The sequence below is a fragment of the Blautia fusiformis genome (assembly GCF_020686995.1).
Classification (GTDB): Bacteria; Bacillota; Clostridia; order Lachnospirales; family Lachnospiraceae; genus Blautia_A; species Blautia_A fusiformis.
In genome coordinates this window covers 33,623-58,324 of the sequence record NZ_JAJEPT010000006.1, presented here as the reverse complement: position 1 = coordinate 58,324, position 24,702 = coordinate 33,623, and the positions used below count along the sequence as shown (strand labels likewise).

The following is a 24,702-nucleotide window of genomic DNA, read 5'->3' as shown; positions in this document are numbered from 1 at the left end:
CTACCGTAAGCTTTTCCATGCTTATTCCTCCTGTCCTGCTCTTATACGCCCTTTCCAAAGCTGCAGTTCGGATAATGACATTCTTTGCAGCCAAGACAGAATCCGCCATTTCCCATATGTGCCAGATCTTTTTTTGTCACTTCTATACCTGCGATAATACGTGGCAGAACAAGATCAAATACGGTGGCTTTTGCATACATCACACATCCCGGCAGTCCCATTACCGGTGTGCCATCTTCCAGATAGGATAACAGGAACATCGCTCCCGGAAGTACCGGAGCACCATAAGATACGATTCTCGCTCCTGTATTTTTGATCGCGCCCGGTGTCTTATCATCTGGATCCACGCTCATACCACCGGTACAGACAATCAGATCTGCCCCTTCTTCTTTTAATTTCATAATAGCGGCAGTGATTTTTTCCATATCATCATTGCACAGAATATGTCCGTGAATTTCAGCACCGTAAGATTTCATTTTTTCGATGATTACCGGTGTGAAAGTATCCTTAATTCTTCCATAAAATACTTCATTTCCGGTGGTTACAATTCCTACCTTCCGTTTCTTATAAGGTGCCAGCGATACCAGCGGTTTTTCTCCTGCTGTTTTCTTCACCAAATCCATTTTTTCTTTTGCAATCACCAGCGGAATCACACGGGTTCCTAAAAGACGGTCACCTTTTTTTACCGGGAAATTTGTATGACGGGTGGCAATCATAATCTCATCGATCTCATTAATAGCATCCAGCCTCGGCACATCCACCTGAAATACTCCGTCACAATCTGCAATCAACTCAATTTTTCCTTCTTTTACATCCGTTGGATGCATATTCTCATTGATGCACACATCACACAGAATCTGCGCTGCTTCATTTTCATGCAAAGTATTTTCATCCTTCTCCCACACATAAAGATGGTCTTTTCCCAGAGATAGCAAAACCGGAATATCTTCTTCCTGTACAATATGTCCTTTACGAAAGGCTGTATCTTTTACCACATCCTTCACAATTCTGGTAATATCATGGCACAGTACATGTCCTACCGCGTCCGTTGTTTTAATACACTTCATGACGTTCCCCTTTTACTTTCTGTCCAGAAAAGTTATAAATTTATATGGAGTAATTGTAACATATTGCCAAGAAAAACACAACTTTCATAAACACGGGAGTTTGACACATTGAAATCCAAAAAATTACCGCAAAGCCTTGAACACGGGATGTAATTATTCTTCTACAGCGAATAAATATGGTTGCTCCTACGGACAAGTTTATGCATAGGTTAAAAAATATAAAGATAAAGGAATCGAAGGATTATATGATCGACGAAGTAAGAACAAAGCGATTTCTCAATTATCAGATATTGAGAAGTTGAAAGCTGAAAACCGACTACTAAAAGCTCAAACACAGCAGCAACAAATGGAGATTGATTTCTTAAAAAACTCGACGAAATAGAGAGGAGGTGAACCTGACCAAGACACGCAATACAACAAAATACCTTGCAATCAAAGAATTATAGATTATTTCTGGCTTTCCATACTGGCAGTCATAATTGTTATCTCCATAATCATCGCATATATCATAGTATGAACAGGATCTTTTTATAATGATTTATTTTCTATGTGAACTACTCGGCAACTGAGTTACCAGAGCATCTGAATTAAGGCGGGATACCGCCTTTTCAGGGTGCGTCCATGACACCACTACTGTTTGCTCTTTAGAGCTATACAGCTACTTTTATTATTTCTGGCGTTTTTAGTCCGGTTACGGACAGTTCCTTTTTCTCTCCGGATACGGAGAGATATTTTCTCAGGATGTTATATGCACCTACAGCATCTGCGTTATACTTCCGGTTTCTGTCCCTGTACAGTCCCCTTTGTTTTCGGTTGCATGGCTGTGCATATCTTTTTTCCACCTCTGGTGACAGCGGACTGCACTGGCTGGTATAGCTTTCTTCCTGTCTTACAAAACGGATCCCGTACATCTTAAGCTTATATTCCATCATGCTATAGAGCCTGTTATACGGCAGATTGTGGAACTTCTGGTTTGTTCTGTGTCCCAGGTCTTTTCCTTTCCGGATATTCCGGATATCCCCTGCCACAACACAGGTAATTCCCTGTTCACGGCAGTATTTTGCAAAGTATCTTGTGATCTTGTGCAGATAATCCGTTACCGAGTTCTGCTTTTTCTGATATAATCTGCGAATATGTTTTGATGTGACTGGATGTTTTATTTCCTTCACAGACTGCTGTCCATACCATTGTGCCTGCACCCTTGCAATCTCTTTATGAAAATATCTTTCCAATGCAAGATATCTTCTGCCCAGGATAAATGTATTCCCATTCCCGGAATCATAGCATGTCATAAGATTATGAAGTCCCAGATCAACTGACAGATAGTGTCCATTCTGCGAAAGTTCTTCCCTCTCTGAAATCTCATAAACAACAATAACTTTACATTCACCTTTTTCCGGTGGGTAGATCCGCAACTGTTTGATCTGATCCATGCCCCTGAAAATCTTATTTTCAAGATAAAGAAAGTTCTCATGGATCTGATACGTTTCTTCCATATATCTTTTTAATGCTTTTGGAAGGGACAGACGGACTTTTTCTGTGTCCCATTCATGTACAATTCCCATCTGCATATAGGTAATGGGGATACTTTCCTGTTTAAACCGCGGTGGTCTGGGATTCTCAATCCCTCCGGATCTTTTCAAGGCGTAAAAAGATTTCCATGCTTTATCCAGCAGCTTGCAGACTTCCTGGGCTGTCTGAGATGGAAGCTGTTTATACCACAGATCCTCTCTATGGGATTTTTTCTGATAATACCAGTCCGGGTATTTCTCCATTCCCATTTCTTTGTAATGCTGACGTTCGTAATTACAGACATTCCAGAGCTTGGATGCCGCATAACACATATGTCCGATGACGTTTGCATATTCCTGACTGACCTTTATGGATGTTTTCTTTGACAGCAGCATTTCCCACCTCTATGATCTCAATAAACTTTACTCTGATGCTCAATATATCTGCGGATGTTTTCTTCCGACACAGACCCGACCGTTTCCACATAATAAGAATGGTTCCACAGCTCTCCTTTCCAAAGCTGTTCTCTTATTTCCAGAAAACGTTCGAATAATTTCCTGCCGGTGATCCCTTTCAGATATTTCACGATCGCAGTTATGGATAATTTGGGAGGAGCAGACACAAAACAGTGCACATGGTCTCCTTCCCCGCATTCAAACAAATGGACGGTAAAACCTTTATCCGCTGCGATCTCCTGCACCAGCTCCTGAAGATATGCTTCAATCTCCGCATTCAATATCTTCCGCCAGTATTTCACTGACCATACCATATGGTAATTAATATTGCACACACAAGTGCGGTAATGTATAAGATTCTCCTTCATACATATAGTATAGCATAGTATTAAGAATATCACAATAAAATGCCGAACATATTTTCTTTTTTAATAAAGCTGGATACAGCATTTTTTAGTAAAAAAATAAATATATTTTACTTATAATGTGCAGATATGCACAGTTTACGCTTTCATCTCGGCAATTGAATTACCGAGGATTCCCGCTTATCTTCCTAAATATTTTTCTAGTCATTGTAATATAAAATTGCTTATACAGTCTCTTCCTTAAGAGTCCTGGTATTCTGGATAATATACAGAGCGACCGATATGACCATCATTATAGCGCACAAACCAATCAACAGATCTGATACCATCGGTGTAATGTGGAACCATATAATATGCACCGCTGCAGTTCCATATAATAAAAAGGTTACTATCTTTCCATGCCAGTCTGCACCATGTACTTTTCCTGTCTTTCGTATCACAAGACATCCACTGACTACCATATACAGCTCCTTACCTGCCATTATTACGATTAAAAGAAGCACATGCGGAAAACGAGTAAACAGACAGATTAACATCGCTGCCTGTGTCAGCTTATCAGCCACCGGATCAAGTATTTTTCCTAAATTACTAATCCTATGGAATCTTCTTGCGATATATCCATCAGCAAGATCCGTAAGCCCAGACAGCAATAAGATTTCACCAGCTAACAGAGGATTTTTCTTTACACAATAACTCCATATAATTACCGGAATCAGACAAAGCCGAAAAAAAGAAAGAAGATTAGGAACCGTAATAATTCTATTCAAATTTTCTTCCTGATTCACTTCACTCTGCATGTACGGTCACCTCACTTTCCTTTTTTTAGACATAAACCAATAAAATATAACACAAAATGCTAAAGCAAACACAACACCAAAAACATTTTGAATCACTCTAAGACTAACCGCTCCTTGTAGTCCATAAGTCTCTGCAGCAATGGCTAAAGCACCAAATGTGTTAAATACTGCCTGCCAGCCATATTGTGCTGAAAATCCTACACCGATTCCACCAAGAATTCCTATATATGCATAGATTGACGAAGGAAGCAGAAAATATAATACTGTAAAACATATAACACCTGCAATATTTCCGACAATCCTTTTACGGACTCTGTAGTGCATATCTTCCATAAACGGCAAAATCGCGGACATGGCCGCAATACCAGCCCACATTGCACGTGGCATATTACAAAGTTCTGCAATGCAAAGGACAATCGGTACGCATAAAATCTGACATATCTGCCATTTTGTTCTGGAAGAAGTGATATCAAATTCTTGTATCAGATCTTTCAGATTTCTTTTATAAGTTCTGTTTTTATGATTTCGATAAAATACGAAGCAGGTAAGTGCTGCACCTAAAGCCATTCCGACTAATCGCATCTGATAGCTTTTTCCCGTAACATCATAACCATATAGCAGCAGATACCCAAGAACCAATGTAGATTGATTAAACATGAATGGATTATGGCATCCGAACAGAATCAACACAGCCAGTGCCGCAATATTTAACAGCATTCCCAATACCGGTGAAAACTGATTTGCTAAATGCGGACATACAGTCATAATTACAAAGAACAAAGCCAAAAGCATCGTAGATTGTCCGGTGTGGATCCCCAGATCCGCATTTCTAAACACCATGAGACATAATAAGACTACTACACCTACAATGCTGTTCTCATTTCCAAATAGGATGCTGAAAATACTAACAAAGAAAAAACAAAATGCCATTGTAACAGCTATCTTCACCAGATATACCCACATATGATATAATTTTTCTTTTAGTGTTTCACTCTTTTTCAACAGGTTTTTAGAACCTGCCTGATTTAACTGCAACTCCTGATAAAATGTCATATAAATCCTCCCATCTTCTAATTTATCTTAAAACTATATAATCTCATCTTTCTGCTTTGGCAGCTCTATAACAAATCTGCATCCACCATATTCACGGTTTTCTGCTTTGATTGTTCCTCCGGCACTATCTACAATCCGTTTTACAAGTGCAAGACCTAGGCCATTTCCTTCTGCTTTATGAGATCCATCTACCTGATAGAACTTGTCAAATATTCTGGATTTTACATCATCCTCTATTCCTGGTCCTTCATCTTCCAGAATGAACTTAACAGAATCCTGTTCTTGTTTCAGAAACATCGTAATTGTCCCCTTTGAAGGGCTGAACTTAATCGCATTATCCAAAAGATTTATCCAGATATGCATAAAAAGTCCTTCATTCCCAGTATATTTAACTTCCTCCAATTCTACCTGAAAACCAATTTCTTTTTCTGTCCATTTTGTTTCCAATGAAAGAAATGCCTGGCGGATCTGTTCATCCAGACGATATTCTGTTTTTTTCATTGGTATATTCTGATTCTCTAACTTGGATAACAGCAAAATATTACCAACCAATCCGGAAAGTCTTTGGGTGTTAAATAAGATTTTTTCTACATATTCCTCTTGCTCCTGAGACAATTCTTCTCCCTGAAGAAGCATTGTATACCCTTCAATGGCATTGATCGGGGTCTTAAACTCATGAGAAACATTGGAGACAAAATCCATCTGCAGTACTTCTGTTGCACGAAGCTCTTTTGTCATCACATTAAAACTCTGGTAAGATTCTCCAACTTCTGCGATACGGCTGTTCGTTTCCAAGTGCTGTTCAAAATCTCCCTGCGAAACTTCCTTCATTGCTTTACTGAGTCTGGTAATTGGTTCCAGCAACTTTGCATTGATAAAGGAAGTGATCAGCCCGGCAATCAATGTATTGAAAATCAAAAGCCAGCCAAGCACAGGTATGCTGCCCGGCAGATTAAAAAAATGATTCAAAAAAGCAAATAATAACGCAGATATGACTGTTGAAAATACAAGTGCCAGCCAGATTGCACCAGTCAGACAGGATCGGATCCGCAATCCTTTTTCTTTCTTTTGTTCCATTATTTTTTCACCACCTTGTATCCAATTCCACGCATTGTTACGATTTCAAAATCCGGGGTATCTTTAAAACGCTCTCTGATTCTTCCTATATGTACCTCTATTGTATGTGGGTCTGCCTCCGTCTCGTATCCCCATACTTCATCCATCAACTGTTGTTTTGTAAATGTTCTGCCTGGCGAAGCTGCAAGCTTATATAAAAGCAGGAATTCTTTTTTAGGCAAAACAAAACTTTCCTTATCAGTTGTAATCGTCATTGCATCATAATCAAACTCTGTTGAACCGATCACAATTTTGTGTTCATTCAGTATCTGTGCACGGCGAAGCAGTGCTCCGACTCTTAAAACCATTTCATTCACATTTACCGGTTTTACCATATAATCGTCACTTCCCGAAAGAAATCCCTGGCGCATATCATCAAAGGAACCTTTCGCAGTGATCATAAGCACTGGTATCTGATATCCTGCTGAACGAAGTTCTGACACCAGTTCATAGCCATCCATAACCGGCATCATAATATCAGAAATGATCAGATCAATATATTCCTTATCCAATACTTCTAATGCCTGTGCTCCATCCGATGCACTTTTGACTTGATATCCATTCTTCTCAAGCACTTTTTGGAATAGCTGGCTTAATTCTTTATCATCTTCTACAATCAATATTTGAAACACGTTTTCCTTCCTCCTTATTAAAACAGATACCTTGCCCATCCAAGCAGATGCTGTACCAAAAATATTTTTGTCTGACGTTTCTTTGTTAATTCGATTGGCTCTACATGATATGGATCATTATAAGTTCCGCCTTCTAATATCTGGCGGGACACTTTTTCATATTCCATCATGCCCTCTTCCAACTGTTTATTAATATCTTTACTGCGAATTACAAGCATCAGTTCCGTATCCAGATATGTACTTCTCATGTCCATATTAAAGGAACCGATTACAGACAGATCATCGTCAATCAGAATACTTTTTCCGTGGTATGAATAACCGCCTTCATATTCCCAGATATTAATTCCTGTACTTAAGATTCTATTTCTGTTTTTCGCATAATCGGCAGCCCCAAATGGATTCCCATTATTCGCAACTGAATTTGTCATGATAGAAAAATCTGAAACGTTCTCTGCAATTTCCTCCCATGTATTATACATCATATCATTACAGATAATATATGGCGTGTGGATCTTCACACGATTTTTTGCATTTTTCATCAATTCTCCCAACTGATACCACACTACTGGTTCTTTGGAACCTGTGTGAATAGGATTTGACACTAATGTAATCTTTTCTGTCTCAAAAGTTTCGTCCGTATAATTGGTCTCGCAGATTCTTTCCTTATTCTCTTCAAAATATTTCTGATAGCTGTTCTGCAGCTCTAAAACTGCGTTCTTTACAGATTTTCTATTTGCCAGTTTTTTATTGTTATGAAAATAACCACAGTCTTCCTGATTCCATATGGTTTCAAAATACTCTGACAACTGGTTAACTGAATTTTCTTTCTCAGGTTCATCGCAAACCACTAACACGTCTCTGTCATAGTTCTTATGTCCCGGAAAATCACCCAGGAAATAATTGTATGTATTTCTTCCCCCAAGAATATATCTCTTTCCATCTGCAATCAAATATTTATCATGCATTCTACCCATCATTTTCCACGGTTTCAACGGATTGGCCTTATTATACAGTTTAATTTCAACATTCTCATGGGAAGATAATCCATAGAAATACGGATTTCCTTCCATATCAATCCAGCTCTCCATTCCATCTACTAACAGACGAATATGTACACCTCTGTCTGCCGCATCATGCAGTGCTCCTAAAATCAATTTTCCACTTTCATCGGATTGAAATGCAAAAGTAGAAAGAATAATTTCCTTTTTTGCATTCTTGATCAAACGCACTCTTTGTAAAAGCGCTTCTGGATTCTTTTCTATGATTACTGCCCGTTCTGTATTTTCACTGCATTCGTTCCATGACCCATTTTTTGTTTCTTTTTTGGTTGTATTGGACACTTCCGGCTGTTTTTTATATGCAACGCAGATTCCGAGCAATTCATAAAAAGCCACACATAAAAAAATTGCCAGTATAACAAGAAGGATTTTACATATTTTATGCTTTTTCATTGTACATCACCTGATTTCTTTTTATTTCATACTTATACAATACAAAGTCAATCTCAATTTAACCTCAACAAGGTTTGTGTTTTTCATCCATGCAAAATCTTCTTTGTACAACAGACTGTTAGATATAGCAAAAACGGCCTTTCAAAAACAGTTAACTTCTAAATCAACTGTTTTTTGAAAGGTCGTTTCATCAGATTCTTATAGCAATCCAGCAAATAATCTCATAAATAATTGTCCCAGTCGCAAATATGCACTTCGTCCGGTTTGATATTGGTCTGTCACATCACGACATTCTCCCAGCGTTCTTATCAGATCATTTTTTATTTCCACAACTGCCTGACAATCTGCCATAAAACAGCCGTTTTCAAAATGGTGATATAAACTTCGATAATCCAAATTAATTGTTCCACAAGTTGCCATACAGTCATCTGCCACACTCATTTTTGCATGACAGAAACCAGGAGTCCACTCATAAACACGAACACCATGTTTAACTAATCCATGATAAAAAGAACGAGTTATATTATAAATGAATTTTTTATCAGGGATACCAGGTGTGATAATTCTTACGTCTACCCCTCGCTTAGCAGCCAGACATAACGCATGCGTCATTTCATCTGTTATGATTAGATATGGAGTCATAAACCAACAATATTTTTCAGCTTTATTTATCATACTGATATAAACTTCTTCTCCTACTTGCTCATTATCCATAGGGCTGTCTGCATAAGGTTGAACAAACCCAGTTTGCTGTGCCGCATAATCATAGTGGAAAAGGTATTTACTAAAATCAGAATCATTAGCATCCTTATCACTTACTGCATTCCACATTTCCAAAAATGTCACCGTAAGCGACTGAACAGCATCTCCTTCTAAACGAATACCTGTATCTTTCCACTGTCCATACGGGTGTGTGTAATTAAAATATTCGTTTGCTAGATTATATCCACCTGTAAATCCGACTTTTCCATCAATAACTGTTATTTTTCTATGATCACGATTGTTCAAAAACAGATTTAAACCTGGCACAAACGGATTGAATACACGGCAATGAATTCCTATTGCCTCCATCTTTTTCACAAAATCTGTGTTAATAAAGCCTATAGAACCCATATCATCGTAGAATACTCTAACTTCCACACCTGCTTTTACTCGCTCTTCCAGAACATCTTGAATCTTATGCCATGCTTCAGCGTCTTCTATCGCATGATATTCCATAAAGATAAACTTCTGTGCTTTCTCCAAATCCTTAAGCTGTGCCTCTAATCCTTTCACTGCTTCATCAAAATACACAATATCCGTATTCTGATAGATTGGATACTGCGAATTTCTTTGTATGTAACTTGCTATATTTCCTGCTTTCGGAATTGTTTCTTTTATTTTGCTCAAACACTCCTGACCGTCCGGAAGCATTGGTAACAATTTGCTATCAATTTCTGCATATCGCTCACGCATTTTATGTGTGCCACCATTCAAACCAATCAACAAATACAGGCCTACACCCATAATTGGGAAAATTAGAATTAAGATGACCCAAGGCATTTTCATAGAGGATGTCTTATTTGATGCGTACAATCCCAAAACCAAGATCCCACTCAAAATCCTTGTAAATAAATTTATGATTTCTGCATATTCATTCAAGCGTGTTACGATAGTAATAATAAAAATCACTTCCAGAAGAATGCAGATTATAGAAAAACACAGTCGTTTTACCCCATTTTTTGTTTTTGCTTTGCCCTCTAAAGTATCTTGTTTCATATATATTCCACCTTCCTACTTGCTCAGTTTTCTCCCTAAATTTCGTGGAACATACCAATTTTGTCTTTTATTCTCTGCATTTCATTATCTGCTTCAATGATAGCTCTTGCAGAATGAAGTAATTCTTCACTTATCTCATCATAGCCAGGCATTTCTTCAATTCCTTTTTTATAGCGAAGTTGATGTTCCAATGTTGCCCAGAAATCCATACCATTGGTTCGAATCTGTAATTCTACACGCATAGGTGTTTTACCCTTAGCAAAAAATACTGGTATTTCGACAATCATATGATAGCTTCGATAACCATTCGATTTTGGATTTTTTATATAATCTTTTATTTCAATAACTTTAATATCATCCTGTTGGGTAATCAAATCTGATATCATATAAATATCGTCAATAAACGCACAAACTATTCGAACGCCTGCTACATCATTGAGATATGTCTGTATATTTTCTGTTGTAAATTCATATCCCATCTTCTGCAGTTTATCGTAAATACTATTGGGCTTCTTAATTCTTGTTTTTATAAAAGAAATAGGATTTCGATTGTTCTCAACTGAAAATTCATCATCCAAAACCTCAAGTTTAGTTTGTATCTCCCGAATAGCACAACGATACATCATCATTAAATTATAAAATTTTGTAGCATTATTTAAAAACTGTAGTGATTCCGGACTGTTCATCCTGAGTTTTTTTACTTCATCTTTTGTCATGGAACTTTCCTTTCTACCTCATCCCTGATTTCAAAACATTATTTATTTTGATAGTTGATTCGTTCTCCTTGAATTACTGGATAACAAATCATTTTATCACTATCCAGATTTTCTACATGCATATCTACTGCACTGATCTGATGGTTTTCATAAGTATTGTAATAATAAATACCTTTTGTAACATTACAACACGACGTATACAATGTGATTTCATATTTTCCATCCGCTACTTCGCAACATCCTCGTTGCTGATCCACAGATCCGAGAATGTGGAAGAATTGGCTAACGCTTTCTTCCTCTGATTCACCTGAAATTGCATTTACCTTTGTAAAAGCTACACGTACAAAGCGTGAGGAAGATGAGAGATCTCCCGGAAGACCTAATCCTCCCATACCTCTACTATATGCATCAAGAGCCAAATTTTCGCAGAAAGTATTTCTGGGCTGTTTAGGAGATAAATACATATAATTATTTAGTTGAAACATCTGCTGTGGAAATGGCGGATTATTCGTAAGCACTCCTACTGGATTGTCATAAATATGCAAACCATCCGACATAGATTCTACCGTAATTGACTCATTCTCATCAGAAATGATCCAGTGTAATTGTGCTAATGGTAATTGCTCGCTGAAAGGAGTATTAACAATATTAATTCGTTCAAGAAGCTCGCGAACTTCAACTAAAGAAGAACACTGACTTAAAATCCACGGAATAAATTCAAACTGTGCAATATTTTCCACATCTGGCTTAATCGCGGAATAAACAGCATTTCCGACAAAATTCAGTCCTGCCATTGCCACTCCTTTTTCATTCATAGCATCATAATACAAAGGATAATCCTCTGCAACATGAGCCATTCCAATAATTGCATAATGATTTTTCATATCGTCAACATGGCGAAAATTAAACGCATAATTACGTGGTGTAATTACTATCTGATCACCATAAGAGAATTCATAATCGAGGGTTCGTCCAAAGTAAAAATCTTTTGTTTTATAAGTTGCTGCTGTACACATGATCATTTATCCTCCTAAATAGATTGAAATATGTCAATGAGTTTTTTTCTTGAACAATAGTATAGCACAATCTTTTATTCTGTTCCAACTTCATACATGATCATAACATGTAAACTTTAAACTATTTTCCTAGATTATTTCTCCATCAGTTTTTCAAACCAGGTATCCATAGCTAGGATGAATTGACCTACGTCTGGCAATTCTTGCAGCATTTCGTTTAGGGTTTTGTGCTTCACATATTTCTGCACATACACCCAACAGGCAACGCTACTGGCTTCTGATACAATGTCAGCTATGGTTTTGCGCATAAGCTCTTCAAATTCAGCAATTTCTTCTTTTGGGACAACATCATACAGTGTTGGTGCCTGATGACTTAATTTTACGCCATTTTCATTTGCATCTTTAAGCAGATTCTTAACTTTTTCTCTTGAATTCTCCGGTACTTTCATGTACTACCACATAAATGCTACCACATCGGACGGTGTGTCTTTTTTAAGTGGTGGTAACTGAATATAATCATTGTTTTCGCTCATTTTCATATCCTCCTCACGATATAATAAAATCAATAATACGTTCTCTTGTCATGTCCAGTACAGTATCTACGAACACTCCTGCAAACAGGATCAGATACAGAATAACACTCAGCGCAAACAGGAATACAACCTGTACCCAGTCATGGTAACAGTATGCAGTTGCTATAATCAACAAAGTGAATATAAAACCAAGGATTCCCCTTACAACCGCATAAGTCTGTACTGTCATCTTCACTGCCAGGCCGATCACAAAAAGGATCAGCCATACCGGCAGTAATAATATCTTTCCAGCAAGTTTTAAAATAAACATGTGCACCTCCTATCTTACCAGTCCTGGCATATCATGGTTCACCTCTGCCTGATAATACCCGTTCATCGTTGACGGTGCATTAAACAGGGCTGCTAATAAATATTTCTTGATGTTCTTCACCTTTGTGGTGTTACCACTCATACAGTGTAAGACATACTCGATATGTGAATAGGTCAGCATCAGAAATTTTTTCTTCACCAGTGATGCCGGATACCAGTTGCTGGCAATCAAGATCTTGTCATTTTTACACATCACAGTCTCTACGATCAGGTTCACGATTTCATCTACCTGTCGCATATCGTCATGATGGGTTACTTCCAGTGATTCATAATCAACAATCTCTTTGACCAGTTTTTCATAAGCCTGATATTCCTCAGTGGAATTATCGCCATTGGATCGATTCTCATCTGCAGATACGATTTGATTAGATTTATTATCATTCATTTCAGTATCACTAAGATTAGTATTATTAGGGTTTGAAATGTAAACTTCTTGAAGTTTGTTTTCGGGACTTCTAGAAGTTTGATTTTGGGACTTCATGAAGTTTGAAATGTAAACTTCTGTAGATTCCTCATTTTCCACAGAAGTTTGTTTTCTAAATTTCTTTAATTCCTCTCCAAATTTTTTCTTATCTGTTTTCTCAGGCATAAAGGTTTTCACGTAGATAACGTTCACCTTTCCAAATCCCTGTCTGCGTTTCTCAATCAGACCAATTCCTGTTTCGTCATCCAGTTCTCTGACATTTCTTTGTCCTCTTTTCTTTGAATTATGAAAGAAAAATTATCCCTTCATATAACGAAACGCTCAGAGCCTGTTTTACAGTGGTCAAAAGCAAATTTTTTTACTTTTTTTCTTACGAGTTTTCTTGCGAGTTTTTTTTAATGCCACTCGTAAGAAACTCGTAACATTAGATTTCTGCATTTTCTTGAAATTAAGTAAAAGAAAAAGAGCATATGGAATTGAATCCATACACTCTATGATTACTGAAACTTTATTTCATTTTTAATTCAACAAACTGAAAGTTGACTATCAACTGATAATCAAAAATATCATTCCTAAAATTGCAAATCCTTCACAGATCGCAATTATCTAAAATCTGTCGAGCTCTTCGTATAGAAAAACAGTAATTTCATCCTTTCGAAATTTTTAATTCTACGTCTCCGTTACTCAGCAATTCTACAACCTCACGCTCTGGCATATTCATTTTTCCCAGTCTTACCTCTTGTTTATCATCGTTCACGGAATCCTTGTTAGAACTACCACATGCAACCAGACAGGCTGTGAGGATAATTTCCAGAATAACTGATAAATATTTCTTCATATGGCTACACCTAGTTCTTTATTATTTCTTTTCATCAAGCAAAATAACACCTTGTGCCGGATTTTTATCAATTGCACCAACTATCTCATGTGGAACATATGGCTCTTCAAGATATGCAAGGTCTTCGGCAGTTAATTTAATGTCAAATGCTCCGGCTGAATCATCCAGATACTGCGTTTTGGTTGCCCCAATAATAGGCGATAGAATTCCCTTTGCCCACTGCCATGCAATGGCTATCTGGGACATTTTGCAGTTATACTTTTCGGCAAGCTCCGCTACACGTTTAACTATCTGCATGTCTTCCGCTTCAGTCTTATCATATTTTCCCATGGCAACCCTATCCGTGGTTCCACGAAGAGACTCTGATTTCCACTGTGGTCTTGCCAGATGTCCGGCTGCAAGAGGGCTATACGGCATTAACGAAACTTTCATTTGCTTACAAATTGGTAGCAATTCTCTCTCATCCTCTCTGTAAAGCAAATTATAATGATTCTCCATCGCAGAAAATGGTGTCCATCCATTGTCTCTTGCGGCTAACTGCATATTATAAAACTGATATCCATACATGGCAGATGCACCAAGTGCCCTGACCTTTCCTGCTTTTACCAGATCGTGCAGTGCCTCCATAGTTTCTTCAATTGGTGTATCATAGTCAAATCTATGGATGATATATAAATCAAGATAGTCGGTTCCAAGACGTGACAGAGTTCCATCTATTTCCCTCATGATTGCCTGTCTTGATAAACGACCTTCATTAAAATATACCTTGGATGCAATCACAACCTGATTTCTCGCTACATTTTTCTTCAATGCTTTACCTAAATATTCCTCACTTGTTCCTGCTGAATATCCATTTGCTGTATCAAAAAAGTTATATCCCAAATCAAGTGCATGCTTGATAACATTCTCACTTTCAGCTTCATCCAACGTCCAGTCATGCATGGTTCCAGCTTTCCCAAAACTCATACAGCCCACACATAATTTTGACACTTCTATATCTGTATTTCCGAGTTTACCGTATTCCATAGTGCTCTCCTTATCTTAATCCAGCGTACTCTTTCTCCGATACCGCCTCACACCACTCATTGGAACAATCCACTCCCGGCACCTCAATTGCCAGATGGGAAAACCATTCATCCGGAGCGGCCCCATGCCAGTGCTTTACATCTACCGGAATGTTAATACAGTCACCCGGTTTCATTTCTACCGCATCCCTGCCTTCTTCCTGATAAAACCCTCGGCCGGCTACACATACTAAGATCTGCCCGCCACCGCTTTTTGCATGATGAATATGCCAATTATTCCTGCATCCGGGTTCAAATGTCACGTTGAAAATGCCAACCTGAGAAGTGGAAATCGGTGCAAGAAAACTTCTGCCAGAAAAATACTGTGCAAAGCCATCATTTGGTGCACCAATTGGAAATACCATCTCTTTTGCATGCGCCCGCATTGCTTCCTCTTCGTATGGTAAATCTCCTTCACCTGCCTCCCACACTTCCTTTGCAAGATTGAAAACAGCCCATGCTTTTGGCCATCCTGCATAAAATGCGACATGTGTAATTACTGCGGCAATCTCTTTTTGTGTTACACCATGATTTTTTGCATTTTGAAGATGATATTTTAAAGAAGAATCTGTAATTCCGGAAGCCATCAGAGCAACCACTGTGATGATACTTCTTGTTTTTACGTCGATGTCCTGGTTATTCCAGTTTTCGCCGAAAAGTACATCATCGTTAAAATGTGCAAATTCCGGTGCGAATTCACCAAGTGTATTTCTTCCTGCTGTCTGTACTATTTTTCCCAATTTCTGTATACCTCCATAGCACTGTTATTTATAAAGATTTTACCCACTCACTGATTTCCTGTTTTGTTCCACGGTTTAACAGGCTGCCTTCTGTGATAACCGCATCCGGTGCAGATGGCTGTAATTCCTTTACAGTATTACCGAATCCACTTCCACCGGATGTTGCAAAGAGCACAATCTTTTTGCCACTGAAATCATAGGCTTCCAAAAATGTATTGACAATTGTCGGAGCTACATACCACCAGATTGGGAATCCCAGAAGGATCTCGTCATAAGAACTCATATCCATCTTTTTCTTCATAATCTCCAGTCTGTATTTCTTATCACTCATTTCCACACTGCTGCGGGATTTTTTATTCATCCAGTCAAGATCAGCCTTTGTATATGGAACTTTTGGCTCAATCTCAAATAAATCCGCTTTTGCTTCCTCTGCAATCATCTGTGCTACTTTTTTTGTTGTTCCGCTTGCACTGAAAAATGCGATTAAATTTTTACTCATAATAAAAATCCCCTTTCTTTGCGAATTTTTCGTATAAAAATAGATGTATAAGATTTGAATTTCTCTTATACATCTATTTTATACCTGATATTTTTATTATGTCTAATGCTTATATTGAATTCCATTCTATGCCTGAAAAGCATTTATTTCTTCTATCATTTTACTGACCGCCAGAGAATATGGAATGTTTCGTCTCCAGGCAATCACAGTACTTGTTGTGATTTCAGGAGAAATTCTTCGCTGTACAAGAATATCCTCCCGCCAATACTTTGCAGCACCTTCGATGGATACCGGATAGCCCAGTCCATTTGCTGCCATAACTCCGGCATTCGTTCCAAGATTACTTGTAAAAGCAATCTGCAGTTTCGAAAAGTCTTTTCCAAACCAATTGGCAAGTTCACTTTGAACATTTACTCTTTCCGGCAGGATCAATGGTTTTCCAATAAGATCTTCTTTTCTTATAAACTCTTTTTCTGCCAGCGGATCATACGGCCGCATTCCAACACACCAGTGATCGCAATCTGTGATCCGGATATAATCCAGCCCTTCGGTGTCCACCGGCTCCATGAATAATGCAATATCTACAAGTCCTTTGTTCATCATCTCATACACTGCATCTGCTGTTGCAGTATGCAATACAATCTGAACCAGCGGGTATTTTTCTTTATATGTTTTACATATCTCCGCCAATGTCTCCACCGCTGCAAATTCACCGCATCCAATGGTTATATTTCCCTCTACAACATCTTCTTTTCCTTTCAGTTCCTCAAGTGTTTTTTCCTCAAGATTAAGGATCTCCAGGGCACGCCTTTTTAATAAAATCCCCTCTTCAGTAAGCGAAATTTTCTTCCCGCTTCGAATAAATAATATTACTCCAAGCTCCTCTTCAAATGCCGCCATTTGTCTGGATAGCGTTGGCTGGGTAATATGCAATTGTTCTGCTGCTTTTGTAAAGCTCTGTTCTTTTGCCACCGTCAGAAAATAGCGCAATAGTCTTAATTCCATATTTTTTTATTCCCACAACTTCCGATTTCTATTTTTGTTTCCATAGCATAGTGTACTCTTTTTCACCAGTATCTTCATCTAAACCTTCACATTGAATAATGAACCCTTCTCTTTGGTAAAAAGAATTTGCTCTGGCATTCTTCTGATATACATTTAATCGTAAGCTGACTTTTTTATCCTTAATATAATCCAATAAAAGCTTACCTATGCCACATGACTGCATTTCATCAGAGACAAAAATACCTTCGATATATTCATCATTTAGTCCTACAAATCCTTGTATCATTTTATCTGCTTCAAACACATAAACTTCGGATTGTGACAGCATTTCTTTCACTAATTCATAATTACTTTTCCAGTATTGATTGGAAATAAAATAATGTGCTTTCAGATTTGTCTTTAACCATATGTCAGCGACTCTATCGATATCTCTGTTCAGCAACTTTCTAATCATAACAAATATTCTCCACAACAACATCCTTTATGCTTTTCTCTTTTATCTATTCTATCACAAGCTCACCATTAATCATCAATTTTTTGATATTTTTTCTTTTCCCCCACTGCAAAACAGCATCTGAGCGTTTCGTTATATAGAGGGGTACACATACAGAGCAAAACTAAAATGTTAGCTGGAAATTGATCCTTTTGAATGGAATTTTGTGTCACGAACGTGATTAGAAAATAACAAAAGCGTTCGTTGTCAGCTAATCCAGCTAACATTTTCGAACGCTTTGAAGCCCGTCCATAAGAGGATTTGAACCTCCGACCCCTCGCTTAGGAGGCGAGTGCTCTATCCAGCTGAGCTATATGGACATATATGGTTGTGAAACATTTCGAACACTTCCAAAAGTTTCACAACCATTATTTTACTATATTTATTTTGAAATTACAAGAATTAATTCTAAATTCGAAAACTTAATAGTGCAGCTGACCCTGTAGCCAGATTGTTCCTTTGAAGCGGCGTCCAACTGCCGGTTCACCGAGAAGATCTTTGCTGTTGATGCAGATATCAAACTGTATATCATTGCTCTCTATAGTCATCTGGCAGATTTCTTCACCTGTCAGGATATTCTTAAATTTCATGATATCCAGAATCTCACCAAGAACATTATACTGATCACATTCAATTCCATAAGGCATGAAATAAGAATCCACGATCGTGAGAACATCATCTGTAACAATTCTCTGGGAAATCATGGAGTAAGTATCCATATCCTCCATTGTAAGGCTCTCCATAGCTTCCTCATCACCATTACGCGCTGCTGCGATCAGATTAGTCCTGTTTTTGGAAAGCTCTCTCTCCACCTTTACCGCTTCCTTATCCTTCTGCAGCGGAAACAGGATCTTTCCCTCAGAAGCCAGACCGGAAACCGTCACCGGACGGTCCCCCGGGTCTTTCAGGCCTTTGTATTTCTCCTGCATATATTCTGCCAGATTCTGCAGATAAAAGATCATAGTCACGCCAATACGCAAATCATCACATGCTCCTGCATAAGATTCCTTATCTGTATGACGTTCAACAGTCACTTTTTCCTTGGATGTGATTCCTGTTCCCCTGAAAAATGGGAAATAATATTCCACGTGAAACTCACCGTTCTCATCGTACTGACCACAAACGCTGATTCCACAGTCACAGCCATAATTCTTGGAAAACTGTACAAATACGCCTTCCGGATGATTTTCCACGCAAACCTTTTCATCGTAGCTTGCGATCACATCACGGATGATCTCTTTTATTTCACTTCTTCTGGTAATCTGTGAAAAACCAACGGTCTTTAAATAACTGTGCACAAGAACACCTCCCTGAAAAAGCCTGCGTTTCTCTTACGCGCGTGTCTTTTTCTCAATCTTTGTCATACCGCCCATATATGGCTGCAGAGCTTTTGGAATGTTTACAGATCCATCTGCATTCAGGTTATTCTCCAGGAAAGCAATGAGCATTCTCGGAGGTGCTACTACTGTATTGTTTAATGTATGAGCAAGATATTTCTTGCCATCTTTGCCGTTTACACGGATTTTCAGACGACGTGCCTGTGCATCTCCAAGGTTGGAGCAGCTTCCTACCTCAAAGTATTTCTTCTGACGTGGAGACCATGCTTCAACATCGAGGGATTTTACCTTAAGATCAGCAAGGTCACCGGAGCAGCACTCAAGCGTACGAACCGGAATATCAAGAGAACGGAACAGATCTACTGTATTCTGCCACAGCTTGTCGAACCACATCTTACTCTCCTCTGGCTTGCAGACAACGATCATCTCCTGTTTCTCGAACTGATGGATACGGTAAACACCTCTCTCCTCAAGTCCATGAGCACCTTTCTCTTTACGGAAGCACGGAGAATAGCTTGTAAGTGTCTTCGGAAGCTCTTCCTCCGGGATGATCTGGTCAATGAATTTACCGATCATGGAATGCTCACTTGTTCCGATCAGGTAAAGATCCTCACCTTCGATCTTGTACATCATAGCATCCATCTCCGCAAAGCTCATAACGCCTGTAACAACGTTGCTTCTGATCATGAAAGGCGGTACGCAGTAAGTAAATCCCCGGTTGATCATGAAATCTCTTGCATAGGAAATTACTGCGGAATGAAGGCGTGCGATATCACCCATCAGATAATAGAATCCGTTACCGGCAACACGTCTTGCGCTGTCAAGATCGATTCCATCAAAATTCTCCATGATATCTGTATGATACGGAACCTCAAAATCCGGAACAACCGGCTCACCAAATTTCTCAATCTCTACGTTCTGGCTGTCGTCTTTACCGATCGGTACAGAAGGATCGATGATGTTCGGGATCACCATCATATCTTTCAGAAGCTCTTCCTCAACCTCTTTCTCTCTCTGAGAAAGTTCCTCAATACGAGTTCCGGATGCAGCAACCTGTTTTTTAACCTCTTCTGCCTCTTCTCTTTTTCCCTGGCCCATAAGAGCACCGATCTGTTTGGAGATCTTGTTTCTCTCAGCACGGAGAGCCTCAACCTCCTGCTTGATCTCTCTGTTTTCTTTATCAAGTTCGAGAACCTTGTCAACCAGCTCCAGTTTGCTGTCCTGGAACTTATTGCGGATATTCTGCTTTACAACCTCCGGATTCTCTCTCACAAACTTAATGTCTAACATGATATTCCTCCTGTATTAAAAATATTCTTACTCTTTGCAGTTTTTTATTCCTTCTCAATCTCACCAAGGCCAAAGTTTACTGCTTTTCTCAAAGCTTCCACTTCTTCCTGACTAAGTACAACATAGGACTCACCTTTTACGATCTCCTTTAAATAAAGGAAACAGTTATCGCGGCTGTGAACCGCATTCAAGATCAGACCTGTATTGTTTTTATCAAGAAGCGCCAATGCAAAGCTGAGTTTTCCACCTACATCATCAAATGCATCATACTTCTCAACGCCATATTTGCTGAACATTACATTCATATTTTTTTTGATAAAGCTGATGTCATGATCATGATCTTCCTTTGCTTCATACAGCCGATCGATCTGTGCAAATTTTCTTACAAAAACTTTTTCCAGTGACTGTGCATCTCCGCCTCTCATAAACATCTTGTACTTCCGTTCCAAACGGCTGAGACGCATATTGCTACTCACCACATTGATCAGAAGAATGATGGTAAGGATCAGCAAAACAATGATCACAATCCCGGAATCAATTCCCATGCTTTCAAAAATCCCGCTCATTCTGCCTCCTATCTGATAGATTCGAACAGATCAATGATCCTCTCCAGTTCATCTCTGGAATAATATTCAATTTCAATTTTACCTTTGTTGTTTTTCTTTCGCTGAATGGATACCTTTGTTCCCATAATACCTTTCATTTTTTCTTCCAGGCTCTCATAAATGGCATCTTCTGCTGTGTTTCTCTCTGTTTTTACTTTTTTCGCAGGAGAAACCAGATTCTTTACAAGTTTTTCCGTCTCACGCACACTGAGTTTTTCATCAAAAACCTTCATGGCTGTTGTTTCCTGAAGAGCTTCATCAGAAATTCCCAGAAGTGCTCTCGCATGACCAGCTGAGATCATATCTGCAATTACCATTTCCTGAACTTTTGAAGAAAGCTTCAGAAGACGCATGGAATTAGTTACTGCAGTTCTGCTTTTGGCAACTCTGTCTGCGATTTCATCCTGTTTCAGGTGAAACTCTTCCATCAGACGTTTGTATGCCATCGCTTCCTCTATAGGATTCAGGTCTTCCCGCTGAATGTTCTCGATCAGGGAAATTTCTACGATTTCCTGGTCTGTAAACTCTTTTACAACAACAGGAACTTCCTTGAGCCCTGCCATCTTGGCAGCTCTCCAGCGGCGTTCGCCTGCAATGATCTCAAAATAATCCTTCTTATCGGATACCAACAACGGCTGAAGAACACCGTACTGTTTAATGGATTCCGAAAGTTCCAGCAGCGCATCCTCATCAAAATGTCTTCTGGGCTGATTCAGATTTGGTTCTACGCTGGAAATTTTCACAAGTCGTTCTGCGGCCGGATTATCTTTTTCAGTTGGTTTGTCTTTTTTTACAACTGCAGATCTTGTCTTTTTTGCAGGTTCCTTTGACGGACCGCCTGCTTTGTTCGGGATCAGTGCGTCAAGACCCTTTCCAAGGCCTCCTGTTCTTCTTCCAGCCATCACTCGCCCTCCCTGCCTATAACTTCTTCTGCCAGGAGGCGATAACTCTCTGCTCCTGTAGATCGTGAATCGTACAGATTGATCGGTTTTCCATAGCTTGGTGCCTCTGCAAGTCGTACATTTCTCGGTATGATCGTTTTGTATATATTCTGGTCCAGGTTTTCTTTTACATTTTCTACAACCTGAAGTGACAGATTTGTTCTGGCATCATACATAGTAAAGACCACGCCTTCGATCTTCAATCTCTTATTCAATCGGTCTCTTACCAGTTCGATGGTATGTATCAACTGTGACAAACCTTCCAATGCATAATACTCACACTGAATCGGCACCAGAACGGAGGTTGCGGCTGTCAAAGCATTAATTGTAAGCATACTCAGTGACGGCGGACAATCCATGATTATGTAATCATATTTCCGGCGAAGTTTATCCGTGATCTTTTTCAGAATAAATTCTTTATCCTCAAGATCAACCAGTTCAATTTCTGCACCGGAAAGATTCATATTCGATGGTATCAGGTCAACATTATCTACAACGTTCTTTATAATGGTATCCTTGGTCTCTGCTTCTCCAAGCAGCAGCTCATAAAGGGTGTTTTCTACTGCATTCTTGTCTGCGCCAAGTCCACTGGTCGTATTTCCCTGCGGATCAATGTCGATGGCAAGAACCTTTTTCCCTTTTTCAGCAAGGCAGGCCGATAGATTGATGGCTGTCGTTGATTTTCCAACCCCGCCTTTCTGATTGGCAACTGCAATGATTCGTCCCATTGTACCCCTCCTTTTTATTTTTTTAAGGGATTTTTACTCATTGGATATCATTATAACACTTTTATTTTTAAACTGCCACATAATGTTTCACGTGAAACAATAGAAAATAGGTTTTGAATTATTTTATTTATTGTGTAGTATACCCAAACTCATTCCGGACTAAACAGAAGTTTGACAGTAACAATACATCGATTATAAAGTCCATCAACTCCGCATAAACTTCCAGTTTTATTTGTTACCAATCAGACTATATATTTTATGCCATAAAAACGTACCAGAAATGAAGTTCCCATTTATAGATATTTTGCTGAAATTGTTCTGATTTATCGTAATCTCGAAAATAATTCGATTTTCTCGGTATAGATATATTATCTTTTATGAAACCTTGCACACTGCTACATAGGCATCGAAATCCCTTTCTTTTACAGCATTTATAGCATTTTCAAATTTTATCTGAAAACTAAAAACATTACTATTATTATCAAGCGAACAAAAGTATCTGTAAACGCATTCGCAGTTCTACACTGAATAACTGCTTCACGATTTACCAAAAGAACTACAAACTACTCTTCCCTGATAAGAAGCAGTTCTTCAACCACTGCTTATCGTTTCTTGCAATTGAAGCCAAAAACAGGGGGGAACTCCTGATTCGAGTCATACAAACAAAAGCATCCGCAGTTGCTACGCAGCTTTACACCGAATAACTGCTCCGCAGTTTATCAAAACTTGCTTGTACTCTTCCTGATACAAGCAAGTCACCAACCGCTGCTTATTGCTTCTTACACTTGAAGCAGGGGACCTCCTGACGCGATTAAAAACTATATCACGCTACCGTAAAGCGCATATGAGTTGTCGTTGTTGCGAAACATTTTTTAAGTCAAGCGGATAAAAACATCCTCTTCACTACTGCTCATAGCTTAATAAATGTTTCGCAGTTTATCAGAAGGAGACTGTACTTCTCCTGATACAAGCAAGTCCCCAACCACTGCTTATTGTAGTTCACAATTGAAGCAGGTGAATTACTTGATTCGATTAAAATCTATATTAAACCTACCATAAAACACATAAGCACGAACTACAGCTGTTTTTTATTTCTGCAATTGTCAAAGATGGGGTTATAACTCTTTATTCTTAATTGAAGCAAGTGACTTCCTCGATCCGGTTAAAAATGCCATCAACAAAATCGATCAAGGACACGGTTTGACTTGTAACTGCAAGGGTACTGAACAGTTACGAACACATTATAAAATCAATGAGAAATATCAAAAAAATACTCCGATATATTCTCTCTGGCATTATCTGTATCACGAAAGCATGTAAAAAATACAAGAAACTCCATCCACAAAATAATGTGGCTGTTATCTTTATATTCCCCAAAAGCATCTATATATAGTAAATGGAAACTTCTTTTCCCGGAGTGTTTTTATAGTGTGAAATACATGTATCTCTCGTAAAAAAATATAATATTATGAAACTAGAATTTTCGATTTTTGTTTATTTTATTATGTTTACGAAAGATTTGCGTATTTATTTCATTTTTCTTCCAATCCTGTTATATATTCGTTATGTACATGTTAACTAAAGACTTTTTCAAGCATAGTTTCATTTTGTAATATCCAATATAAAATATATCTGAATAAAGTTCCGGCATAGAACTGGCATAAAATAAATTTCACTTAATAGGCTTTTTCTTCTAAATCAAGCCGTAAAACACTTCCCTGTCTTCTCTTTATCCCAGTCATGCGGACAAAAATTTTTGCATTCAATCATAGTTTTACACAAAATAGCTATTTTACAGTTTATCAGGAAGAGCACAAGTATTTTCCCACCCACAGCTTATTGTTTTTTTGTAATCGAAGCAGCTGCTTTCTTTTATTCGATCAATCAAAATTTTACAT

24 protein-coding genes, 1 tRNA gene and 1 pseudogene are annotated in these 24,702 nt (G+C 38.4%); all 26 read right to left on the bottom strand.

Going from position 1 to position 24,702, the window contains the following annotated elements:
* Nucleotides 1-41 precede the first annotated feature (41 nt).
* The gene (locus LKD46_RS06980) at nucleotides 42-1,067 is read right to left on the bottom strand and encodes a molybdopterin-binding protein (protein WP_021650138.1); all 1,026 of its coding nucleotides are present in this window, start codon (nucleotides 1,065-1,067) and stop codon (nucleotides 42-44) included.
* A gap of 650 nt (nucleotides 1,068-1,717) precedes the next feature.
* The gene (locus LKD46_RS06975; RefSeq protein ID WP_015526510.1) at nucleotides 1,718-2,974 is read right to left on the bottom strand and encodes an RNA-guided endonuclease InsQ/TnpB family protein; all 1,257 of its coding nucleotides are present in this window, start codon (nucleotides 2,972-2,974) and stop codon (nucleotides 1,718-1,720) included.
* 17 nt (nucleotides 2,975-2,991) lie between these two features.
* A complete protein-coding gene (tnpA, locus tag LKD46_RS06970) occupies nucleotides 2,992-3,402 on the bottom strand; it encodes an IS200/IS605 family transposase (protein ID WP_255620884.1) in 411 nt (136 codons plus the stop codon).
* A gap of 221 nt (nucleotides 3,403-3,623) precedes the next feature.
* Nucleotides 3,624-4,196 carry a CDP-alcohol phosphatidyltransferase family protein gene (locus LKD46_RS06965; RefSeq protein WP_055057096.1) on the bottom strand — a complete coding sequence of 191 codons (573 nt, stop codon included), beginning with the start codon at nucleotides 4,194-4,196 and terminating at the stop codon, nucleotides 3,624-3,626.
* Nucleotides 4,197-4,202: 6 nt separating this feature from the next.
* Complete coding sequence (locus tag LKD46_RS06960) at nucleotides 4,203-5,249, bottom strand: FUSC family protein (RefSeq protein WP_147602751.1); 1,047 nt, start codon at nucleotides 5,247-5,249, stop codon at nucleotides 4,203-4,205.
* A 33-nt stretch (nucleotides 5,250-5,282) separates the two neighbouring features.
* A complete protein-coding gene (locus tag LKD46_RS06955) occupies nucleotides 5,283-6,326 on the bottom strand; it encodes a HAMP domain-containing sensor histidine kinase (protein WP_059086534.1) in 1,044 nt (347 codons plus the stop codon).
* Nucleotides 6,326-7,036, bottom strand: coding sequence for a response regulator transcription factor (locus LKD46_RS06950; RefSeq protein WP_147602752.1), 711 nt, complete (start codon nucleotides 7,034-7,036; stop codon nucleotides 6,326-6,328). The genes LKD46_RS06955 and LKD46_RS06950 overlap by 1 nt, the downstream gene beginning before the upstream one ends.
* Entirely contained in the window at nucleotides 7,015-8,448 is a 1,434-nt protein-coding gene (locus LKD46_RS06945) for a phospholipase D family protein (protein WP_227573952.1), read from the bottom strand. Before LKD46_RS06945 ends, LKD46_RS06950 begins: the two co-directional genes overlap by 22 nt.
* A gap of 198 nt (nucleotides 8,449-8,646) precedes the next feature.
* Nucleotides 8,647-10,206 carry a cardiolipin synthase gene (gene cls / locus LKD46_RS06940; protein WP_021650145.1) on the bottom strand — a complete coding sequence of 520 codons (1,560 nt, stop codon included), beginning with the start codon at nucleotides 10,204-10,206 and terminating at the stop codon, nucleotides 8,647-8,649.
* A 35-nt stretch (nucleotides 10,207-10,241) separates the two neighbouring features.
* On the bottom strand, nucleotides 10,242-10,922 hold the full coding sequence (locus tag LKD46_RS06935) for a GTP pyrophosphokinase (RefSeq protein WP_005347231.1): 681 nt from the start codon (nucleotides 10,920-10,922) through the stop codon (nucleotides 10,242-10,244).
* Between the two features lie 38 nt (nucleotides 10,923-10,960).
* Nucleotides 10,961-11,938: a choloylglycine hydrolase gene (gene bsh / locus LKD46_RS06930; protein ID WP_015526515.1), complete on the bottom strand. Its 978-nt coding sequence runs from the start codon at nucleotides 11,936-11,938 to the stop codon at nucleotides 10,961-10,963.
* Between the two features lie 134 nt (nucleotides 11,939-12,072).
* Nucleotides 12,073-12,387, bottom strand: a complete 315-nt coding sequence (locus LKD46_RS06925) for a hypothetical protein (protein WP_110103566.1) — start codon at nucleotides 12,385-12,387, stop codon at nucleotides 12,073-12,075.
* A gap of 97 nt (nucleotides 12,388-12,484) precedes the next feature.
* Nucleotides 12,485-12,781, bottom strand: coding sequence for a hypothetical protein (locus LKD46_RS06920; RefSeq protein ID WP_015526518.1), 297 nt, complete (start codon nucleotides 12,779-12,781; stop codon nucleotides 12,485-12,487).
* A 9-nt stretch (nucleotides 12,782-12,790) separates the two neighbouring features.
* Nucleotides 12,791-13,522: pseudogene (locus tag LKD46_RS16750) on the bottom strand (DUF6017 domain-containing protein); the annotation flags it as partial.
* 388 nt (nucleotides 13,523-13,910) lie between these two features.
* Nucleotides 13,911-14,102, bottom strand: a complete 192-nt coding sequence (locus tag LKD46_RS06910) for a hypothetical protein (RefSeq protein ID WP_227573950.1) — start codon at nucleotides 14,100-14,102, stop codon at nucleotides 13,911-13,913.
* Nucleotides 14,103-14,123: 21 nt separating this feature from the next.
* Complete coding sequence (locus LKD46_RS06905; protein WP_021650152.1) at nucleotides 14,124-15,128, bottom strand: aldo/keto reductase; 1,005 nt, start codon at nucleotides 15,126-15,128, stop codon at nucleotides 14,124-14,126.
* A 10-nt stretch (nucleotides 15,129-15,138) separates the two neighbouring features.
* Entirely contained in the window at nucleotides 15,139-15,906 is a 768-nt protein-coding gene (locus LKD46_RS06900) for a carboxymuconolactone decarboxylase family protein (protein WP_015526521.1), read from the bottom strand.
* 28 nt (nucleotides 15,907-15,934) lie between these two features.
* A complete protein-coding gene (locus tag LKD46_RS06895) occupies nucleotides 15,935-16,405 on the bottom strand; it encodes a flavodoxin (protein ID WP_227573949.1) in 471 nt (156 codons plus the stop codon).
* Nucleotides 16,406-16,531: 126 nt separating this feature from the next.
* On the bottom strand, nucleotides 16,532-17,410 hold the full coding sequence (locus LKD46_RS06890; RefSeq protein WP_110103564.1) for a LysR family transcriptional regulator: 879 nt from the start codon (nucleotides 17,408-17,410) through the stop codon (nucleotides 16,532-16,534).
* Nucleotides 17,411-17,438: 28 nt separating this feature from the next.
* The gene (locus tag LKD46_RS06885) at nucleotides 17,439-17,864 is read right to left on the bottom strand and encodes a GNAT family N-acetyltransferase (RefSeq protein ID WP_059086530.1); all 426 of its coding nucleotides are present in this window, start codon (nucleotides 17,862-17,864) and stop codon (nucleotides 17,439-17,441) included.
* Between the two features lie 285 nt (nucleotides 17,865-18,149).
* A tRNA-Arg gene (locus LKD46_RS06880) sits at nucleotides 18,150-18,223 on the bottom strand.
* A gap of 102 nt (nucleotides 18,224-18,325) precedes the next feature.
* On the bottom strand, nucleotides 18,326-19,201 hold the full coding sequence (locus LKD46_RS06875) for a DUF3881 family protein (RefSeq protein WP_021650156.1): 876 nt from the start codon (nucleotides 19,199-19,201) through the stop codon (nucleotides 18,326-18,328).
* A gap of 33 nt (nucleotides 19,202-19,234) precedes the next feature.
* Complete coding sequence (serS, locus tag LKD46_RS06870; protein WP_015526534.1) at nucleotides 19,235-20,530, bottom strand: serine--tRNA ligase; 1,296 nt, start codon at nucleotides 20,528-20,530, stop codon at nucleotides 19,235-19,237.
* A gap of 44 nt (nucleotides 20,531-20,574) precedes the next feature.
* Nucleotides 20,575-21,096: a DUF4446 family protein gene (locus LKD46_RS06865; RefSeq protein WP_015526535.1), complete on the bottom strand. Its 522-nt coding sequence runs from the start codon at nucleotides 21,094-21,096 to the stop codon at nucleotides 20,575-20,577.
* Nucleotides 21,097-21,104: 8 nt separating this feature from the next.
* Nucleotides 21,105-22,037, bottom strand: coding sequence for a ParB/RepB/Spo0J family partition protein (locus LKD46_RS06860; RefSeq protein WP_022426830.1), 933 nt, complete (start codon nucleotides 22,035-22,037; stop codon nucleotides 21,105-21,107).
* Nucleotides 22,037-22,804, bottom strand: coding sequence for a ParA family protein (locus LKD46_RS06855; protein WP_092072358.1), 768 nt, complete (start codon nucleotides 22,802-22,804; stop codon nucleotides 22,037-22,039). The genes LKD46_RS06860 and LKD46_RS06855 overlap by 1 nt, the downstream gene beginning before the upstream one ends.
* Between the last annotated feature and the right edge of the window lie 1,898 nt (nucleotides 22,805-24,702).

Coding starts and splice junctions, on each gene's coding strand:
- LKD46_RS06980 (WP_021650138.1), bottom strand. CDS start 1,067: ATGAAGTGTATTAAAACAACGGACGCGGTAGGACATGTACTGTGCCAT.
- LKD46_RS06975 (WP_015526510.1), bottom strand. CDS start 2,974: ATGCTGCTGTCAAAGAAAACATCCATAAAGGTCAGTCAGGAATATGCA.
- tnpA (WP_255620884.1), bottom strand. CDS start 3,402: ATGAAGGAGAATCTTATACATTACCGCACTTGTGTGTGCAATATTAAT.
- LKD46_RS06965 (WP_055057096.1), bottom strand. CDS start 4,196: ATGCAGAGTGAAGTGAATCAGGAAGAAAATTTGAATAGAATTATTACG.
- LKD46_RS06960 (WP_147602751.1), bottom strand. CDS start 5,249: ATGACATTTTATCAGGAGTTGCAGTTAAATCAGGCAGGTTCTAAAAAC.
- LKD46_RS06955 (WP_059086534.1), bottom strand. CDS start 6,326: ATGGAACAAAAGAAAGAAAAAGGATTGCGGATCCGATCCTGTCTGACT.
- LKD46_RS06950 (WP_147602752.1), bottom strand. CDS start 7,036: ATGGGCAAGGTATCTGTTTTAATAAGGAGGAAGGAAAACGTGTTTCAA.
- LKD46_RS06945 (WP_227573952.1), bottom strand. CDS start 8,448: ATGAAAAAGCATAAAATATGTAAAATCCTTCTTGTTATACTGGCAATT.
- cls (WP_021650145.1), bottom strand. CDS start 10,206: ATGAAACAAGATACTTTAGAGGGCAAAGCAAAAACAAAAAATGGGGTA.
- LKD46_RS06935 (WP_005347231.1), bottom strand. CDS start 10,922: ATGACAAAAGATGAAGTAAAAAAACTCAGGATGAACAGTCCGGAATCA.
- bsh (WP_015526515.1), bottom strand. CDS start 11,938: ATGTGTACAGCAGCAACTTATAAAACAAAAGATTTTTACTTTGGACGA.
- LKD46_RS06925 (WP_110103566.1), bottom strand. CDS start 12,387: ATGAAAGTACCGGAGAATTCAAGAGAAAAAGTTAAGAATCTGCTTAAA.
- LKD46_RS06920 (WP_015526518.1), bottom strand. CDS start 12,781: ATGTTTATTTTAAAACTTGCTGGAAAGATATTATTACTGCCGGTATGG.
- LKD46_RS06910 (WP_227573950.1), bottom strand. CDS start 14,102: ATGAAGAAATATTTATCAGTTATTCTGGAAATTATCCTCACAGCCTGT.
- LKD46_RS06905 (WP_021650152.1), bottom strand. CDS start 15,128: ATGGAATACGGTAAACTCGGAAATACAGATATAGAAGTGTCAAAATTA.
- LKD46_RS06895 (WP_227573949.1), bottom strand. CDS start 16,405: ATGAGTAAAAATTTAATCGCATTTTTCAGTGCAAGCGGAACAACAAAA.
- LKD46_RS06890 (WP_110103564.1), bottom strand. CDS start 17,410: ATGGAATTAAGACTATTGCGCTATTTTCTGACGGTGGCAAAAGAACAG.
- LKD46_RS06885 (WP_059086530.1), bottom strand. CDS start 17,864: ATGATTAGAAAGTTGCTGAACAGAGATATCGATAGAGTCGCTGACATA.
- serS (WP_015526534.1), bottom strand. CDS start 20,530: ATGTTAGACATTAAGTTTGTGAGAGAGAATCCGGAGGTTGTAAAGCAG.
- LKD46_RS06865 (WP_015526535.1), bottom strand. CDS start 21,096: ATGAGCGGGATTTTTGAAAGCATGGGAATTGATTCCGGGATTGTGATC.
- LKD46_RS06860 (WP_022426830.1), bottom strand. CDS start 22,037: ATGGCTGGAAGAAGAACAGGAGGCCTTGGAAAGGGTCTTGACGCACTG.
- LKD46_RS06855 (WP_092072358.1), bottom strand. CDS start 22,804: ATGGGACGAATCATTGCAGTTGCCAATCAGAAAGGCGGGGTTGGAAAA.